The sequence below is a fragment of the Streptosporangium sp. NPDC002721 genome (genome assembly GCF_042888905.1).
GTDB lineage: Bacteria > Actinomycetota > Actinomycetes > Streptosporangiales > Streptosporangiaceae > Streptosporangium.
Window position 1 is genome coordinate 308885 of sequence record NZ_JBIAQI010000008.1, and the last position, 17136, is coordinate 326020.

General features: G+C 70.6%; 15 protein-coding genes and 1 pseudogene. 4 read left to right on the top strand and 12 right to left on the bottom strand.

Annotation, left to right across the window (positions count from 1 at the left end; translation table 11 throughout):
• Positions 1-76: 76 nt before the first annotated feature.
• A complete protein-coding gene (locus tag ACFYWM_RS13660; protein WP_389913497.1) occupies positions 77-679 on the top strand; it encodes a hypothetical protein in 603 nt (200 codons plus the stop codon).
• A 53-nt stretch (positions 680-732) separates the two neighbouring features.
• Here the strand turns inward: ACFYWM_RS13660 and ACFYWM_RS13665 are convergent.
• Both ACFYWM_RS13665 and ACFYWM_RS13670 read right to left on the bottom strand, forming a co-directional pair.
• A pseudogene (locus ACFYWM_RS13665) lies at positions 733-3915 on the bottom strand (type I polyketide synthase); the annotation flags it as partial.
• Between the two features lie 68 nt (positions 3916-3983).
• On the bottom strand, positions 3984-4745 hold the full coding sequence (locus tag ACFYWM_RS13670; RefSeq protein ID WP_389913500.1) for an EF-hand domain-containing protein: 762 nt from the start codon (positions 4743-4745) through the stop codon (positions 3984-3986).
• Between the two features lie 381 nt (positions 4746-5126).
• Between ACFYWM_RS13670 and ACFYWM_RS13675 the strand changes: the two genes are divergently transcribed.
• Positions 5127-5942 carry an MBL fold metallo-hydrolase gene (locus ACFYWM_RS13675; RefSeq protein WP_389913503.1) on the top strand — a complete coding sequence of 272 codons (816 nt, stop codon included), beginning with the start codon at positions 5127-5129 and terminating at the stop codon, positions 5940-5942.
• 347 nt (positions 5943-6289) lie between these two features.
• On the opposite strand, the gene ACFYWM_RS13680 is transcribed toward ACFYWM_RS13675, so the two are convergent.
• Positions 6290-6541 carry a DUF6343 family protein gene (locus ACFYWM_RS13680; protein WP_389913506.1) on the bottom strand — a complete coding sequence of 84 codons (252 nt, stop codon included), beginning with the start codon at positions 6539-6541 and terminating at the stop codon, positions 6290-6292.
• A 314-nt stretch (positions 6542-6855) separates the two neighbouring features.
• Between ACFYWM_RS13680 and ACFYWM_RS13685 the strand changes: the two genes are divergently transcribed.
• Positions 6856-7362: an SPW repeat protein gene (locus tag ACFYWM_RS13685; protein WP_389913510.1), complete on the top strand. Its 507-nt coding sequence runs from the start codon at positions 6856-6858 to the stop codon at positions 7360-7362.
• Between the two features lie 157 nt (positions 7363-7519).
• Here ACFYWM_RS13685 and ACFYWM_RS13690 read toward each other — a convergent pair whose 3' ends face one another.
• The 5 genes from ACFYWM_RS13690 to gap form a co-directional block, all read right to left on the bottom strand.
• On the bottom strand, positions 7520-7867 hold the full coding sequence (locus ACFYWM_RS13690) for an RNA polymerase-binding protein RbpA (protein ID WP_012892502.1): 348 nt from the start codon (positions 7865-7867) through the stop codon (positions 7520-7522).
• Positions 7868-7944: 77 nt separating this feature from the next.
• A complete protein-coding gene (gene secG / locus ACFYWM_RS13695) occupies positions 7945-8175 on the bottom strand; it encodes a preprotein translocase subunit SecG (RefSeq protein ID WP_030905020.1) in 231 nt (76 codons plus the stop codon).
• Between the two features lie 132 nt (positions 8176-8307).
• Complete coding sequence (tpiA, locus tag ACFYWM_RS13700) at positions 8308-9093, bottom strand: triose-phosphate isomerase (protein ID WP_389913513.1); 786 nt, start codon at positions 9091-9093, stop codon at positions 8308-8310.
• A gap of 81 nt (positions 9094-9174) precedes the next feature.
• On the bottom strand, positions 9175-10362 hold the full coding sequence (locus ACFYWM_RS13705; RefSeq protein WP_389913516.1) for a phosphoglycerate kinase: 1188 nt from the start codon (positions 10360-10362) through the stop codon (positions 9175-9177).
• Complete coding sequence (gene gap / locus ACFYWM_RS13710) at positions 10362-11366, bottom strand: type I glyceraldehyde-3-phosphate dehydrogenase (protein ID WP_362685673.1); 1005 nt, start codon at positions 11364-11366, stop codon at positions 10362-10364. The genes ACFYWM_RS13705 and gap overlap by 1 nt, the downstream gene beginning before the upstream one ends.
• 216 nt (positions 11367-11582) lie before the next feature.
• On the opposite strand from gap, the gene ACFYWM_RS13715 reads away from it, so the two are divergent.
• Positions 11583-12098 (top strand): hypothetical protein, encoded by a 516-nt coding sequence (locus tag ACFYWM_RS13715; RefSeq protein WP_389913520.1) that lies wholly within the window; start codon positions 11583-11585, stop codon positions 12096-12098.
• 194 nt (positions 12099-12292) lie between these two features.
• On the opposite strand, the gene whiA is transcribed toward ACFYWM_RS13715, so the two are convergent.
• From whiA to uvrC, 4 genes are all read right to left on the bottom strand, one after another.
• Positions 12293-13273 carry a DNA-binding protein WhiA gene (whiA, locus tag ACFYWM_RS13720; RefSeq protein ID WP_329079024.1) on the bottom strand — a complete coding sequence of 327 codons (981 nt, stop codon included), beginning with the start codon at positions 13271-13273 and terminating at the stop codon, positions 12293-12295.
• Between the two features lie 93 nt (positions 13274-13366).
• Complete coding sequence (gene yvcK, locus ACFYWM_RS13725) at positions 13367-14314, bottom strand: uridine diphosphate-N-acetylglucosamine-binding protein YvcK (RefSeq protein WP_389913523.1); 948 nt, start codon at positions 14312-14314, stop codon at positions 13367-13369.
• Positions 14311-15183 (bottom strand): RNase adapter RapZ, encoded by an 873-nt coding sequence (gene rapZ / locus ACFYWM_RS13730; protein WP_389913526.1) that lies wholly within the window; start codon positions 15181-15183, stop codon positions 14311-14313. The genes yvcK and rapZ overlap by 4 nt, the downstream gene beginning before the upstream one ends.
• Entirely contained in the window at positions 15180-17126 is a 1947-nt protein-coding gene (gene uvrC / locus ACFYWM_RS13735; RefSeq protein ID WP_389913627.1) for an excinuclease ABC subunit UvrC, read from the bottom strand. The genes rapZ and uvrC overlap by 4 nt, the downstream gene beginning before the upstream one ends.
• Positions 17127-17136: the final 10 nt, after the last annotated feature.

Here is a 17136-nt window from a genome sequence, read left to right on the forward strand (position 1 = left end):
CGGCTCGGGTTCCGGGGTGGTGTAACGCACCCCGCGCAGGACGGCCGCCGTCCGCCCGCCGGGGACGGCGACGCGGATGTCGACCGTGTCCGGCCCGGCGGCGACCACGCTGACCAGGGCCCTTCCCCCCTCCGGCGGGTCCTCCGACAGGGTCGCCTCGGCGATCCGTACCGGCATGCGCAGCTCGGCGCGACCCGCCAGGGCGATGGCCGCGACGCCTCCGGCCGAGAACGCGGCGTCCAGGATCGACGCCCAGGTCGGCCGGGGCAGGGTGCCCTCCGGGTCCGCCGCCACCAGTGCCGTCAGCGTGCCCGGGCCACGGCGTAGTTCCTCGATCCGCCAGGGGAAGCCCATGGCCGCCACGCCGGCTCCGGCGAGCGTGTCCACCACCCAACCGGCATCGACGACCTCGCCGTCCGGCCCGTCGTCCGGCTCAGCCCCCGGCGCGCTCGCCGGTTCGTCCCCCGGCCTGCCGGCCGGGCCTGGAGACGCCCCATCGTCCCGTCCGGCCGTGTCCACGTCGCCGGACGTCGCGAACCCGTCGCCGAGCAGGGCGACGCAGTGGGTGAGCCACCCTTCGCCGGGATCACGGTGGTCGCGGTCCGCACCGGGTTCCGGAGGGTGTTCCCCGCGACCCGAGGTGAGGCGGGAGGAGAGCCTGAGCGTCCCGTCCTGGTGAACGACCTGGAGCTCGCGCGACGCGGCCGTGGCGATGGGAACCCGCATCTCCACCTCGCGCAGGGTCCCCACCCCGTCCTGTCCGGTCTCCCGGACCGCCTTCGCCGCCGCGAGGAAGGTGTTCAGCAGCACGGCGGCGGGCACGATCTCCGTACCGTGGACGGGATGGGCGCCGGGGAACGGCCGGGTGGGGTGGTCCAGCGCGGTCCGCCACACGTCGGCCCGGGAGGTGGCGCACACCGCCGTCCGCGCCCCCAGCAGGGTGTGGCTCTCCGGCGCGTGCGACCTCCCCGCCGTCTCCGGAGGCTCGTGCTCGGCCCAGTGGCGTACGTGCAGCCAGGCGTTCGCCGGCAGGTCGACGAGCTCGCCCTCCCCCTGGAGCGCGGTCCAGTCGACCGGCACGCCGTGGCAGTGCAGCAGGGCGAGGTTGCCCGCCATGCCGCGCGGTCCGTCCTCGTCGCGCCGGACGCTGTGCGCCACGACGGCCTCCTGGACTCCCGCCGATTCGAGCGTCTCGGCGATCGAGTGGCACACCACCGGGTGCGCGGATATCTCCAAGAACGTCCGGTGGCCGTCCTCGGCCGCGGCGAGGACGGCGTTCGCGAAGAGCACCGGGGCGCGCAGGTTGGTCCCCCAGTAGGAGGCGTCCCGCGCGGCCGGGTCGCGGGGGTCGGGCAGCGCCGTCGTGTAGAGCGGGACGGCGGGCCCGGCCGGGCGGAGGTCGTCGATCGCCGCGCGCAGATCGGCACGGAGCGGGTCCATCTGCGGGCTGTGGAAGGCGACGTCGGAATCGATCCGCCGGACCTCGACGCCGTCGCGCGCCCAGCGCGCGGCCAGCCGTTCCAGCGCCTCCGGCGTACCGGCCATTACCGTGGAGTGCGGCGACGCGGCGACGGCCGGCGACACCGCGCCGACGCCCGCCACCCGGCGGGCCACCTCCTCGTACGGCAGCGAGACCATGGCCATCGCCCCGCGCCCGGCGACCCGGGACAGCAGCCGCGAGCGGCGGCAGACCAGCCGGGCCCCGTCGGCCGCGTCGAGCGCCCCGGCGGCCACGGCCGCGGCGATCTCCCCCACCGAATGGCCGATCACGGCCGAGGGCCGGACACCGGCGGAACGCCAGAGCGCGGCGAGCCCCACCTGGACGGCGTACAGCAGCGACTGGACGCGCCCGGTGCCGCCCAGCTCGCCCGCCCGGAGCGCCAGGACCGGGGAGAAGCCCATCTCCGCCCGGTAGACCGGGTCCAGCCGTTCGATCGTCTCCGCGAAGGCGGGTTCACCGGCCAGCAGGTCCCGGCCCATGCCCGCCCACTGGGCGCCGTGGCCGGAGAACACCCACACCGGGTCGCGCCCCCCTCCTGGCGGCACCCGGGCGGAGACGACGCCCCGGGGCGTGCCGGGGGTGTCGTCGGCCAGGGAGCGCAACCGGCCGACCAGCTCCGCCCGGTCCGCGGCCACCACGGCCGCGCGGGCCGTCAGGTGGGAACGGTGGCGGGCCAGCGTCCCGCCCACGGACGCCAGGTCGGCACGGTCGTTGCCGGCGAGCCAGTCGGCGAGCCGTCCGGCGGCCAGGCGCACGGCGGCCGGGTTCGCACTCGACAGCGGGTACACCCGCACCGGCCCGCGCCACGGAGCCACCTCGGAGACGCGGCTGCGGGCCCGCGCGACCGCCGGGTGGACCGCTTCCGGAACGGGCTTGACCTCCGGGCGTACGGCGTGATCGGCCTCGGAGAACGCGGCGTGCGCGGCTTCGGGGGTCACGACGCGAACGGCGGGAAGGACGGGGACGGCGTCTCGGAGGTCCTCTTCAAGGTCCTCTCGAAGGTCCTCTCGAAGGTCTCCTCGGTGGTCCTCCTGAAGATCCTCCTGGAGTACGAGGTGCGCGATCGTGCCGCCGTAGCCGTACCCGGCGACTCCCGCGCGCCGGGGACGGCCGGTGGAGAGCCACGGCCTCGTCGTGGTGACCAGCCGGAGGCCGTTGGCGCCCCAGGGGATGGACGGGTTCGGCCCGGACAGCATCGGGGTGGCCGGGATGACACCGTGCCCGATCGCGAGCACGGCCTTGATGAGGCCCGCGACCCCGGCGGCGGCCTCAAGGTGCCCGATGTTGGACTTCACCGAGCCGACCAGGCAGGGATCCCCGTCCTCGCGGCCCGCGCCGAGCACCGAGGCCAGCGCGCCCGCCTCGACGGGGTCGCCGACCGGCGTGCCCGTTCCGTGGGCCTCGACGTAGTCCACCGTGCCGGGGCCGACGCCCGCGCTCCGGTAGGCGCGGCGCAGGAGATGCTCCTGGGCCTCGCGGCTGGGGGCCATGATGCCCTCGGTCCGGCCGTCCTGGTGGACGGCGCCGCCGATGATCACGGCGAGGACCCGGTCACCGTCGCGCCGGGCGTCGCCGAGCCGCTTGAGGACCACGACCCCGGCTCCCTCGCCCCGTCCGTACCCGTCGGCCCGCGCGTCGAACGACTTCGAGCGCCCGTCGGGGGAGATCGCCCCCGCGGCGTCCAGCACCACGCTGTGTCCGGGGCCGGCCAGCACCGTGACCCCGCCGGCGAGCGCGAGCGGGATCTCGCCGAGCCGCAGGCTCTGGCACGCCTGGTGGATCGCCACCAGGGAGGACGAGCAGGCCGTGTCCAGCGCCACGCTCGGGCCGCGGAGGTCGAGCGCGTGGGACACGCGGTTCGCGACGCCGCAGTGCGAGGCCCCGACCCCCGTCCAGGCCTCGATCCGCGGCAGGTCCTCCAGCAACCGGCGCCCGTAGTCGTCGGCGGCTACTCCGGCGAAGACGCCCGTGTCGGATCCGGCGAGACTCGCGGGCGGGATGCCCGCGTGCTCCAGCGCCTCCCAGGCGACTTCGAGAAGGATGCGCTGCTGGGGGTCCATCAACCGCGCCTCGCGCGGTGAGACGCCGAAGAACTCGGCGTCGAATCCCGAGATGTCGGCGAGGAAGCATCCGCGAGCCGTGGTCCGGCGCAGGACCGCCGCGTCCTCGGGACCACGGTCCGCGTAGCGCGCCCACCGGCCGGCCGGGACCTCGCCGACCGCGTCACCCTCGTCGAGCAGGAATCTCCAGAAAGCCGCCGGGGAGTCGATCCCCGCGGCGAACCGGCATCCCAGGCCGATCACCGCTATCGGTTCGCGGGCGGTGGTCACACAAGCTCCCTTCCGGTGGTCCAGGGGCCGAGCTCCGAGAGGCCCGGGGGAAAAGAAAGGCTCCCGGCGTGGCAGGAAAATCACGCCGGGAGCCTTTTGCGACGTCAACGGGTTGTCAGACCCAAGCGGGCCGGCAAAGGGCCTTCAACAGGTCAGAGTTTCACCCTGGTGCCGTCCCAGATATCCTTCTCCCAGATATCGCCGAAAAGCCAGTTTCCTCGGGCGTCGGGGTCGAGGCTCGTGTAGAACTCCTTCCATGCGGCGACGAGCTCGTCGACCGAGAGATTTCCGTTTCCGTTCACGTCGAGCTTTTCGAAAGAGATACGGCTGTTCTCCTCGGACGTGCCGAACGCCTTGTGGAACCTGGCGAACTCCTCCGCCCCGACCGTGCCGTTGTCGTTCTTGTCGCAGAGGTTCCACAGGGCCTGCGCGGCCGGCCGGAACGCCGTCTCGAAGCCGCCCGGATCGTCGATCCAGGCCTGCCGCATCCCCTCCCTGAACTCCTCGGGGGTGATCTTGCCGTCGTGGTCGGCGTCGAGCTTGCCGGTAAGGTGCTGCCAGAACTGGCCGAAGCTGCGGAGCAGCTCAAGGGCCTTGGGCGAGTCGAAGGGCTCCTCGAGATAGGCGATGACGCGCGCGCCGAGCGCGATGCAGTCGGCCATCTCCAGGATGCCGTCGCCGTTCTGGTCGCCGTGTCCGAAGCACACGTCGTACTTGCGCTCGATGAGGTCGCGTTGCAGGAGTTCTACCACCGTGACACCACTTTCTCGCCGATGGCCGCGGACAATGACGGCCGATTGAATTCGACGACGGCTTGTCGCCGCCGGTATTGCCAGCGATGAACAATGAGCGCAGGGACCGCTCGCGGGTGATGCCATTTCCGCGAGCACCGTATTTTCCCTGATCAGCGGCACCTACGGTTGATTATTATTGCGTCAAACGGGCGCCGTCAAGACGGCTGATACTTTCTTTTGCGAGCCATAAAGGCCGCGTATCGCCCGATATATCACCACAAAGAATGGGAAATTAAATAAACATCCATCGCAATCTGCGGGCGCACCGATCGGCCATCCCCGCGACCGTTCCCGCCGTCCCCACAGCCTTTCGTCACACCCGCGACCGGTCCCGCCGCCCCCACGGCACCTCGCCACACCCGCGACCGATCCCGCCGTCCCACAGCCCCCTCGCCACACCCGCGACCGATCCCGGCCCGCGGCCCTCTCCCCACGCCCCTCGCCGCCCCGGCGGGCCGGGCGATCTTATGGTGGGGAACGAACACGACCCGAGGAGCCTCCGTGAACGATCTGCCCATCTGCGTCACCTGCGGAGTCCAGTACGCCGCCCCCCGGGACGACTGCCCGATCTGCGACGACGAGCGGCAGTACGTCGGCTGGGAGGGGCAGCGCTGGACCTCCCTGAACGAGCTGCGCGCCACCGGGCACCGGCCGCTGGTCGCCGAGGAGGGCGGCGGGGTGGTCGGGGTCGGCACCGACCCCGCCACGGCCATCGGGCAGCGGGCGCTGCTGGTCCGCACGCCCGGCGGCAACGTGCTGTGGGACATGGTGACCCACCTCGACGACGAGCTGGTCAGGCAGGTCACCGAGCTCGGCGGGATCGACGCCATCGCGATCAGCCACCCGCACTTCTACGGCTCGATGGTGGAGTGGGCGCACGCCTTCGACGCGCCGGTCCACATCCACGCGGCCGACCGCGGCTGGGTGGGCCGCCCCGACGACTCCGTCGTGTTCTGGGAGGGCGACACCCACGAGATCCTCGACGGGCTGACGCTGATCAACGCGGGCGTCCACTTCGACGGCGGCCAGGTCATGCACTGGCGCGACGGCGAGGAGGGCCGGGGCGCCCTGTTCTCCGGCGACATCCTCCAGGTGGTCCAGGACCGCCGCTGGGTGAGCTTCATGTACAGCTACCCCAACCTCATCCCCGAGCGGCCCGGCACGATCCGCCGCGCCCTGTCGCTGCTGGAGCCCTACTCCTTCGAGCGCGTCTACGGCGGCTGGTGGAAGCGGATCGTGCATGCCGACGGCGCCGAGGCCGTCCGCCGCTCCGCCGACCGCTACCTGTCCTTCGCCCTGGACGACCGATCGAGGTGAGAGGGGCCTCTAGGCGACGGAGCACCGGAACGGAACCCCCGGACCGGGCGCCGGAGCCTCCGCGGTGAAAGACCGGGAAGGGATCCCGGAGGGCTCCGGAAGAACCTCGAAGCCCTGGCTCAGAAGTACTTCGAGGTGAGGCCGGCCGCGCGACGCCCGCCCGCAGAAGCCGCCGTCGCACAACCCCCGTTGTTGCCTGCCGTCACCGGTGTCTCCCGCATCACGTACGCGCGGGGAAGACCCATGTATCACGGATCTTCCCCGCACCTCGTACGGATGATCGGGACGACTCCCCGGCCGGCGGGACGAGCCGCCGGTGACGAGCACGTGCCTGTCCGCGCGGTCTCCTACTCGAAGAGGGTGTGCCGCTCGCCGCGCCGGCGTCTGCGGGCGATCCTGATCCCGACCACCACGATGTCCACCACGGCGACGGCTGCCAGCACGGCCAGGGCCACGGCGAGCGCGGTGATCCCGGCCCAAGCCGAGAGGGAGGCGAGGGCCGTGCACACCACCAGGCCGAAGGTCGCCAGGAAGAGCCGCAGGTTCAGCGCGCTCTTCGGGTGGTCGTGCGTTCCCGTCTTCTCGTTCATCTCGTCCATAAGGTCACCTCCGGGCAACCTCGTTCTCCCCCGGCTCTCCATGTCCGCGCGAGGGGTGTGCCCATCCCGTACCCACGACGTCCGGCGCCACCCCGGCGCCCACGCCGGTTCACCACGGGGCCCTCTCCTACCGTGCGGGAGGTCAAGAGAGGGCGGGCTCGCCCAGGAAGACCGTCGGAGCCCGTGTCCCGGTGATGTCATTAGCCAAACTTGTCCTCTTTTGGGCTGCTTGGAGCTTATGTCGGGTATATCAGCACAAATCCGCTTTGGCGGGAAATCGAGATTTACCGAAGAGCGGCAAGGGGGAATGGGGCATGACGAGACCCACAAGTCTGGAACACCACCCCGATCTCATCGAGATGCGGGAAAGGTACGAACGAGCGGGCTCCAGTTCGGTGGCCCAGACCATCGAGGGGCTGGGCCTTCTGGCGGGTCTGTATCTGGCGATCTCACCCTGGGTGGTCGGTTTCAACGGCCTGTCCAGGCTCGCCGTGAGCAACCTCGTCACCGGCATCGCGGTCGCCGCCCTCGCCCTCGCCTTCGCGTCCGCCTACGGCCGGACGTACGGGATCAGCTGGGTCGCTCCGGTCATCGGGATCTGGACCATCGTGTCCCCCTGGATCACCGGCTCGGCGACGAGGGGGAGCATCTGGAACAACGTCGTCACCGGCATCGTCATCCTCCTGCTCGGCCTGGGGGCGGTGGCGATGGGCTCCAAGAAAATGTCCGGCATGTCGCAAAGGAGAGACGTTTCTCACATGGGCGACTCATCTAGCAGATCAGATATGCCACACAGGCCGGACATGCCCAACAGGCCCTAGCCGGGGTGTGACACCGCCCCGGGGAGCGTACGGACCTCGCCCCCGACGACCTGGTCGCGGCCATGGCGCGCGAAAGACCCCCGTGAGGATCTCCCACGAGGGTCTTTCAGGCGTGCGTCTCGGTGTTCCCGGACCCGGTACGGGGCCGGGGAACCGGCTAGTAGATCGGGCGTGAGGAGGAGCGCAGCCGCTCCAGGGCCTCGGCCAGGATCTGCGCGCCGTCCTTGTCGCTGCGGCGCTCCTTGACGTACGCGAGGTGCGTCTTGTAAGGCTCGTTGCGCGGCGGCGCGGGCGGGTTGGCCTCGTCCTGACCGGCGGGGAGACCACACCGGGGGCAGTCCCAGAACTCGGGAACGGCCGCGTCGCTGGCGAAACTGGGGCGCGTCTCGTGCATGTTCGCGCACCAGAAGGGGACCCGGACACGGGGGGCCGCCTCGCCGCGCTCCGCCTCCCCCATGGGGCCGGCACCGACACGGCTGCCACGGATCGCGTTGCCACTACCCACGGATGAACTCCTTGCTCGATGGCCCCGCCGCTTGGGGATGCGGGGACTGAACCACTGTCACGCCTGTCGAAGCCGGGTCAGGGCCGCAGAAGCAGGCCCAGCGCGATGATGCAGACGAACCAGACGACACCGGTGATGACGGTGAGCCTGTCAAGGTTGCGCTCCACCACGGAGGAGCCTCCGAACGACGACGAGAAACCGCCACCGAACAGATCCGAGAGACCACCGCCCTTGCCCTTGTGGAGCAGGACGAGCAGCATCATCAGCAAGCTCGACAGGATGAGGGCGATGGAGATTCCGATTGTCACCGTTGACCTGTTCCCTATGTGCGCGTGACCCGCGTCCGGGCACGACCCTTGTGTACGCCGAAGGCGTGACGATTCAAACTTGCTCTAAGAGGGTATGACGTGCTGTCAAGTCGCACCCACCGAATGGCTCAGTCAGCTCGACAATTCGCCAAAACGGCAAATCTTGACGAACTCCCCGGGGTCGAGGCTCGCGCCACCGATCAGGGCACCGTCGACATCAGGCTGCGCCATGATGCCCGCGATGTTGTCAGACTTGACCGACCCACCGTAAAGGATACGGACACCGGCGGCCACTTCGGCGTCGTACAGCTCGGCGAGTCGCGCCCGGAGTGCCCCGCAGACCTCCTGCGCGTCGTCCGGGGTGGCCACCTCGCCGGTGCCGATCGCCCACACCGGCTCGTAGGCGAGCACGATGGAGGCTACCTGCTCGGCGCTGACCTTGCGCAGAGCGCCGTCGAGCTGGGCGACGCTGTGGGCCACCTGGTCACCGGCCCGGCGCACCTCCAGGCCCTCCCCCACGCACAGGATGGGGGTGAGCGAGTGCCGGTAGGCCGCCTGCACCTTGGCGTTGACGACGTCGTCGTCCTCGCGGTGGTACTGGCGTCGCTCGGAGTGGCCGGCGAGCACGAAGGTGGCGCCGATCTTGGCGAGCATGGCACCGGAGATCTCGCCGGTGTAGGCGCCGCCGTCGTACTGCGACAGGTCCTGCGCGCCGTAGACGATCCGCAGCTTGTCGCCGTCGACCAGGGTCTGCACCCCGCGCAGGTCGGTGAACGGCGGCAGCACGGCCACCTCGACCCGGTCGAAGTCCTTGTCGTTCAGCGCGAAGGCGAGCTTCTGGGTGTGGGCGATGGCCTCAAGATGGTTGAGGTTCATCTTCCAGTTGCCTGCCATGAGCGGCTTACGGGGTGTGCTCATCGTTCGCTCACCACTCCCTGATCACTGCGCGGACGGCGTCGGTCGTCGACCGGCCACTCCGCTCACCGCGTGGGTCCACTTCTACCGCTCCAGCGCCACGAGTCCGGGGAGGGTCTTGCCCTCCAGGTATTCGAGACTGGCCCCGCCACCGGTGGAGATGTGCGAGAACCCGTCCTCGTCCAGGCCGAGCCTGCGCACGGCGGCGGCGGAGTCTCCCCCGCCGACGACCGTGAAGGCCTCCGAGCCGATCAACGCCTCGGCGACCGCGCGGGTTCCGCCGGAGAAGGCCTCGAACTCGAAGACGCCCATCGGGCCGTTCCAGAACACCGTCCTGGCGTCGGCCAGCTTGCCCGCGAACAGCTCGCGGGTACGCGGGCCGATGTCGAGCCCCTCGCGGTCGGCCGGGATCGCGGTGGCGTCGACCACCTCGTACTCGGCGTCCTCGGCGAACTCGACGGCCGCCAGCACGTCGACCGGCAGGACGAGCTCCACGCCGCGCTTGGCCGCCTCGTCGAGGAAGCCCCGCACCTTGTCGAGCTGGTCCTCCTGGAGGAGGGACTTGCCGACCTCGTAGCCCTGGGCCTTGAGGAAGGTGTAGGCCATGCCGCCGCCGATGAGGAGCCGGTCGACCTTGGTGAGCAGGTTGCCGATGACGCCGAGCTTGTCGGAGACCTTGGCGCCGCCGAGCACCACGACGTAGGGCCGCTCGGTCTCGTCGGTCAGCTTCCTGAGCACCTCGACCTCGGCCACGACCAGCCGGCCGGCGGCGTGCGGCAGCAGGCCGGGCACGTCGTGGACGCTGGCGTGCTTGCGGTGCACCGCGCCGAAGCCGTCGCCCACGTAGACCTCGGCGAGGGCGGCCAGCTTGGCCGCGAAGGCGGCCCGCTCCTCGTCGTCCTTGGACTCCTCGCCCGGCTCGAAGCGCAGGTTCTCCAGAAGGGCCACCTGGCCGTCCTGGAGGCCCTCCACGACGTCCCGGGCGGACTTGCCGACCACGTCCGTGGCGAAGGCGACGTCGGCGCCCAGGAGCTCACCCAGCCGCTTCGCGACGGGGGCCAGGGAGTATTCCGGGTTCGGCTTGCCCTTGGGGCGGCCCAGGTGCGCGACGACGACCACGCGGGCACCCCTGCCCACGAGCTCCTTGATCGTCGGCACCGAGGCACGGATGCGGCCGTCGTCGGTGATGACGTCCCCGTCCAGGGGGACGTTGAGGTCGGCGCGTACCAGGACGCGCCGACCCTCGACGTCGAACTCGGAGATGTCCTTCATCAGAGGTCGGCGCCGACCAGCTCGATGAGGTCGACGAGACGGTTGGAGTAGCCCCACTCGTTGTCGTACCAGCCGACGACCTTGACCTGGTTGCCGATCACCTTGGTGAGGGGCGCGTCGAAGATGCAGGACGAGGGGTCGGTGACGATGTCGGAGGAGACGATCGGGTCCTCGCTGTAGGTGAGGTAACCCTTGAGCTCGCCCTCGGCCGCGGCCTTGAGCGCGGCGTTGACCTCCTCGACGGTGGTCTCGCGGCCGACCTCGACGGTGAGGTCGGTGGCCGAGCCCGTGGGGATCGGCACGCGCAGCGCGAAGCCGTCGAGCTTGCCCTTGAGCTCGGGCAGCACCAGGCCGATGGCCTTGGCGGCGCCGGTCGAGGTCGGCACGATGTTGATCGCGGCGGCGCGGGCGCGGCGCAGGTCGCTGTGCGGGGCGTCCTGCAGGTTCTGGTCCTGCGTGTAGGCGTGGATCGTGGTCATCAGACCCTTCTCGATACCGAAGGTGTCGTTGAGGACCTTGGCCATCGGCGCCAGGCAGTTGGTGGTGCAGGAGGCGTTGGAGATGACGGTGTGGCTGGCCGGGTCGTACTTGTCGTGGTTGACGCCCATCACGACGGTGACGTCCTCGTTCTTGGCCGGGGCCGAGATGATGACCTTCTTGGCACCGTTCTCGGCGTGCACGCGGGCCTTGTTGGCGTCGGTGAAGAAGCCGGTCGACTCGACGACGACGTCGACGCCCAGGTCGCCCCAGGGCAGCTTGGCGGGGTCGCGCTCGGCGAAGGCCTTGATCGTCTTGCCGTCCACGATGATCTCGTCGGCGGTGCTCTTCACCTCGTACGGCAGACGGCCGAGGATGCTGTCGTACTTCAGCAGGTGGGCGAGAGTGGCGTTGTCGGTCAGGTCGTTGACCGCGACGATCTCGATGTCCTTGCCGCTGGCAGCGACCGCGCGCCAGAAGTTGCGGCCGATGCGGCCGAATCCGTTGACGCCTACGCGGATGGTCACGGTGCCGATCTCCTCGTACGTCGATGCGCCGGTCTCTCGGGATCGGCGACTTGGGGCGGGCTGAAACCTCAACCACGAACCTTATCGGACCCAAATTGGCCTAGACCACTTGAGGGGGTGCTCCGTTATTCGTTAACCCACGAACAGGTATCGCACCATTCAAGTAAAGTGCCCGACTCGTCACCGCAAATACCTCCAACCCCAAGAGGAACCTCTATGACAGACAACGATCCACACCTGGCGAACGGGCTCCTACCAGGCGTTCTCATCGGACTGGTGGCCACCGTCGCCGGTGCCGCGGCCTACGGCGCGCTCATCGCCTTCAGCGGGTACGAGATCGGGTTCGCCGCCGTCGGCGTCGGCCTCCTCGTCGGCCTCGCCATGATCGCGGTCAGGCCGACCAGCCCGGTGCTGCCGCCGCTGGCCGCCTTCCTCTCCCTCGCCGGCGCCGCGCTCGGCCAGATCGCCGGAGCCGTCATCGTCTGGGTGGGAGTGTCCGGCGAGGGTTACGGCCCCGCCGTCGTACGGGTTCTCGACGCCTTTCCCGACGCCCTCAGGAACGACCCCATGTCACTGCTGTTCTGGGCGGTGGCCGCCTACGCGGGCTTCAGCTTCGTGAACAGGCGCGTCAAGAACGCCCGCGCGGCCCATGACGCCCGCGCCGCCTCGTCCGTCCCGCAACCGGACGAGGCCGGCCGCGTCAACTACTTCGAGCCCAGAAAGCAGCCCTGAGCGACGAGCCCTTCGGCTGCACGACCTTCGGCGGCACGATCCTTGGTGGCGCGATCCTTCGGCGGCGCGCCCTTTAGCGGCGCGATCCTTCGGCGGCGCCCCTTCGGCGGCACGCCCCTTTGGTGGCGCCCCTTCGGCGGCACGCCCCTTTGGTGGCGCGATCCGGCCTTTGGTGGCGCGATCCGGAAAAGGATTTACGGGGCCAGCATGTCGACGGTGAGATTGGCCTCGGTGTTGGGGATGCCGATGTCCTGGGCGCGCTTGTCGGCCATCGCCAGCAGGCGGCGGATGCGACCGGCGATGGCGTCCTTGGTCAGGGGCGGGTCCGCGAGCTGGCCGAGCTCCTCCAGGGACGCCTGCTTGTGCTCCACCCGCAGCCGCCCGGCGATCACCAGATGCTCGGGGGCCTCCTCCCCGAGGATCTCCAGGGCCCGCTGGACCCTGGCCCCGGCGGCGACCGCCGCGCGGGCCGAACGGCGCAGGTTGGCGTCGTCGAAGTTGGCCAGCCGGTTGGCCGTCGCGCGGACCTCGCGGCGCATCCGCCGCTCCTCCCAGGCCAGCACGCTGTCGTGGGCGCCCAGCCTGGTCAGCAGCGCGCCGATGGCGTCGCCGTCGCGGACCACCACCCGGTCGACGCCGCGCACCTCGCGGGCCTTGGCGTGGATCTTCAACCGCCGCGCGGACCCGACCAGCGCGAGCGCCGCCTCCGGCCCGGGGCAGGTGACCTCCAGCGACATCGAGCGCCCCGGCTCGGTGAGCGAGCCGTGCGCCAGGAACGCCCCCCGCCAGGCCGCCTCGGCGTCGCAGGTCGCCCCCGCGACGACCTGGCGGGGCAGGCCGCGGACCGGGCGCCCGTGGTTGTCGATCAGGCCGGTCTGGCGGGCGAGCGCCTCCCCGTCGCGGTAGACCCGCACGAGGTAACGCGAGCCCTTGCGCAACCCGGCCGGGGCCAGCACGAGCACCTCCGCCTTGTGCCCGAAAACCTCACCGATGTCCTTGATCAGCCGCCGGGCGGTGACATTGGTGTCAAGCTCGGCCTCGATCACGATCCGGCCGCTCACCAGGTGCAACCCGCTCGCGAACCGCAGCAGCGTCGACACCTCGGCCTTACGGCAGCAAGGCTTCAGGACCGGCAGCCTGCTCAGCTCGTCCTTGACCACACCTGTCATCGCCATGCGCGTTCGTCCTCCCCCATACAGACCCCATGCGACCCGAGATGAATCGGGCTCACAGAAGTTTCTCGCACTCCTGAGCACCGCTGACCAGGATCAACGCTTCTCACGGAAAATCTCGTCCAGGACGGAGGCAAGACGTTGTGCATCGTGTCGCGGGGAGCCGTCCTCGTCCGCCACGGAGGCCAGGACCAGCCGCCCGCCGAGGTCGGCCGCGGCCTTCTCCAGCTCCTCGCGGTCCTCGATCACCCCGGTGTCGGCCACGACGACGTCGATCTCCAGGGAGGGCGCGTGCTGGCGCAGCACCTCCAGGTGCTTCTGGGGGGAGAAGCCGTCGGTCTCCCCCGGCTGCGGGGCGAGGTTCAGGGCGACCAGGCGGCGCGCCCGGGTGGTGTGCAGCGCCTCGGCCAGCTCGGGCACCTTCAGGTGGGGCAGCACGCTGGTGAACCAGGAGCCGGGGCCGAACACCACCCAGTCGGCGTCGAGGACCGCCTGGACGGCCTCGGGGCACGCCGGCGGGTCCTCGGGCAGCAGCGAGATGGCCCGGACCCTGCCGGGGGTGAGCGCGCAGGCCACCTGGCCGCGTACCGTGCTCACCTCGCCGTCCAGCTCGACCTCGGCGGCGATGTCGAGCGGCACCGAGGACATCGGCAGCACCCGCCCGTGCGCGCCGAGCAGCCGCCCCAGCCAGTCGAGCCCGGAGACCGTGTCGCCGAGCCGCTCCCACAGCGCCACGATCAGCAGGTTGCCGATCGCGTGGCCGTGCAGGTCGCCCTCGCTGCGGAAGCGGTGCTGGACGACCTCGCTCCAGGTGCGCCCCCACTCGTCGTCGCCGCACAGGGCGGCCAGGGCCATCCTCAGGTCTCCCGGGGGGAGCACGCCGAGCTCACGGCGCAGGCGGCCGCTCGACCCCCCGTCGTCGGCGACGGTGACCACCGCCGTCAGCCGGGGGGTGACCCTCCGCAACGCCGACAGCGAGGCGTACAGACCGTGTCCTCCCCCCAGCGCGACGACCTTCGGACCCTCGTCCAGACCTTCGTTCACTCCCGGCCCACATCCCGATGGCTCACCTGCACCTCCATGCCACCCCTATCGCGCAGCCGGCCGCCGATCTGCTCGGCCATCGCGACGCTGCGATGCTTGCCGCCGGTGCAGCCGACGGCGAGCGTGGCGTAGCTCTTGCCCTCGCGGGTGTAGCCGGAGGCGATGATGGAGAACACCTCCTCGTAGGCGTCGAGGAGTTCCTTCGCACCCGCTTGGTTGAGAACGTACTCCCGTACGGGAGCGTCCAGCCCGTTCATGGGGCGAAGCTCGGGAACCCAGTGGGGGTTGGGCAGGAACCGGCAGTCGACGACCAGGTCCGCGTCGACGGGCAGGCCGTACTTGTAGCCGAAGGAGACGACGTTGACCCGCAGGCCGGGGCGGTCCTCGCCGCCGAAGAAGGCGACGATCTTCCCGCGCAGCTCGTGGACGTTGAGGTTGGAGGTGTCGATCACCAGGTCGGCGTTCGCCCGGACCTCGCGCAGGATGCCGCGCTCGCGGGCGATCCCGTCGACCAGGCGGCCGTCGCTCTGCAGCGGGTGCGGGCGGCGGACGTTCTCGAACCTGCGGACCAGCTCCTCGTCACTGGCCTCCAGGAACACCACGCGCACGGCGACGCCGCGCCCCTCCAGCTCCTCGATCGCGCTGTTGAGGTCGCTGGTGAAGGCCAGGCTGCGCACGTCGACCACCGCGGCCACCTTGTCGGCGGCCAGCTTGACCCGCCCCGCCTCCTCGGCCATGGCGAACAGCAACCCGGGTGGCAGGTTGTCGATGACGAACCACCCCAGGTCCTCCAGGGCCTTGGCGGCGGTGCTCCGCCCCGCCCCCGACATTCCGGTGACGAGGACGAACGCGGGCTCTCTTTCGCTCATGGGTTCTGCCCCTTCAAGGCCGACACGATCGTCTCGGCCGTCGAGGGGCCGATCCCGGGAACCTCGCAGATCTGCGCCGCGGTCGCCTCGCGCAGCCGTTTCACCGATCCGAAATGCTTGATCAACGCCTGCCTGCGAGCCGGGCCGAGACCGGGGACCTCGTCCAGAGCGCTTTCCTTGACGCTCTTCGACCGTTTGGATCGATGGTAGGTGATGGCGAAGCGGTGGGCTTCGTCGCGCACCCGCTGGAGAAGGTAAAGGGCCTCGCTGGAGCGGGCGAGGATCACCGGCAGGTCGTCGCCGGGCAGCCAGACCTCCTCCAGCCGCTTGGCCAGGCCGCACACCGCCACGTCGTCCACGCCCAGCTCGTCGAGCGCCCTGCGGGCCGCCGCGGCCTGCGCGGGACCGCCGTCGACGACGACCAGGTTGGGCGGGTAGGCGAACTTGCGCGGCTTGCCGGTCTCCGGGTCGATGCCCGGCGTCCGCAGGTCCTCGCCCGGCCCCCCGGCCGGATCGGTCTCCGGAGGCGCGTCGAGCTCCCCGACGGCGGAGCGCTCCTCCAGGTAGCGCTTGAACCGGCGGGAGATCACCTCGTAGATGGAGGCGACGTCACCCTCGGTGGAGCGCACGGAGAACCTGCGGTACTCGCTCTTGCGGGCCAGGCCGTCCTCGAACACCACCATGGAGGCCACCACGTCGGTGCCCTGCATGTGGGAGACGTCGTAGCACTCGATGCGCAGCGGCACCTGGTCGAGGTCGAGGGCGTCGGCGACCTCCTGCAGCGCCCTGCTGCGCGCGGTCAGGTCGCTGGCCCGCCTCAGCTTGTGCTGCTTCAGGGACTCGACGGCGTTGCGCTCGACGGTCTCCATCAGCGACCTCTTGTCGCCGCGCTGGGGGACCCTGATCTCCACCCGTGCCCCGCGGTACTCGCCGAGCAGCTCGGTGACCGCCTCGGCGTCGGGGGGCAGGACGGGCACCAGCACCTCCCTGGGCAGCGCCTCGGCGGCCGCGTCGCCGTACATCTGCAGGAGGAACTGCTCGACCAGCTCGCCCGGCGCGCCCTCGTCGACCTTGTCGACCACCCAGCCGCGCTGACCTCTGATCCGCCCGCCCCGGACGTAGAACACCTGGACGGCGGCCTCCAGCGGGTCCTCCGCCAGGGCGACCACGTCACAGTCGGTGTTGTCGCCGAGGACCACGGCCTGCTTCTCCATCGCCCGCTGCAGCGCCTGGACGTCGTCGCGCAGCCTGGCGGCCCGCTCGTACTCCTGCGCGACGGCGGCCTCGCGCATCTCGCGCTCCAGCCGCTTGACGAACCGGCCGGTGTTGCCCGCCATGAACTCGCAGAAGTCGTCGGCCAGCTCCCGGTGCTCCTCGGCGGTGACCCGGCCCACGCAGGGGGCGGAGCACTTGTCGATGTAGCCCAGCAGGCAGGGGCGGCCGATCTGCGCGGCCCGCTTGAACACCCCGCCCGAGCAGCTCCTGATCGGGAAGACCCGCAGCAGCAGGTCTACGGTCTCCCTGATCGCCCAGGCGTGGGAGTAGGGGCCGAAGTAACGGGTGCCCTTGCGCTTGGCGCCGCGCAGCACCTGGACCCTGGGGAACTCCTCCGCCATGGTGACCGCGAGGTAGGGGTAGGACTTGTCGTCGCGGTACTTGACGTTGAAACGGGGGTCGTACTCCTTGATCCAGGAGTATTCGAGCTGGAGCGCCTCGACCTCGGTGCCGACGACCGTCCAGTCGACGCCCACGGCCGTCGTGAGCATGGTCTGGGTGCGCGGGTGCAGGCCCGCGAAGTCGGCGAAGTAGGAGTTGAGCCGCTGGCGCAGGCTCTTGGCCTTGCCGACGTAGACGACCCGGCCCTCGGCGTCCTTGAACCGGTAGACGCCCGGGGACTCGGGGATGGACCCCGGCTTCGGCCGGAAACTCACCGGACCACCCACAGATCTCGCC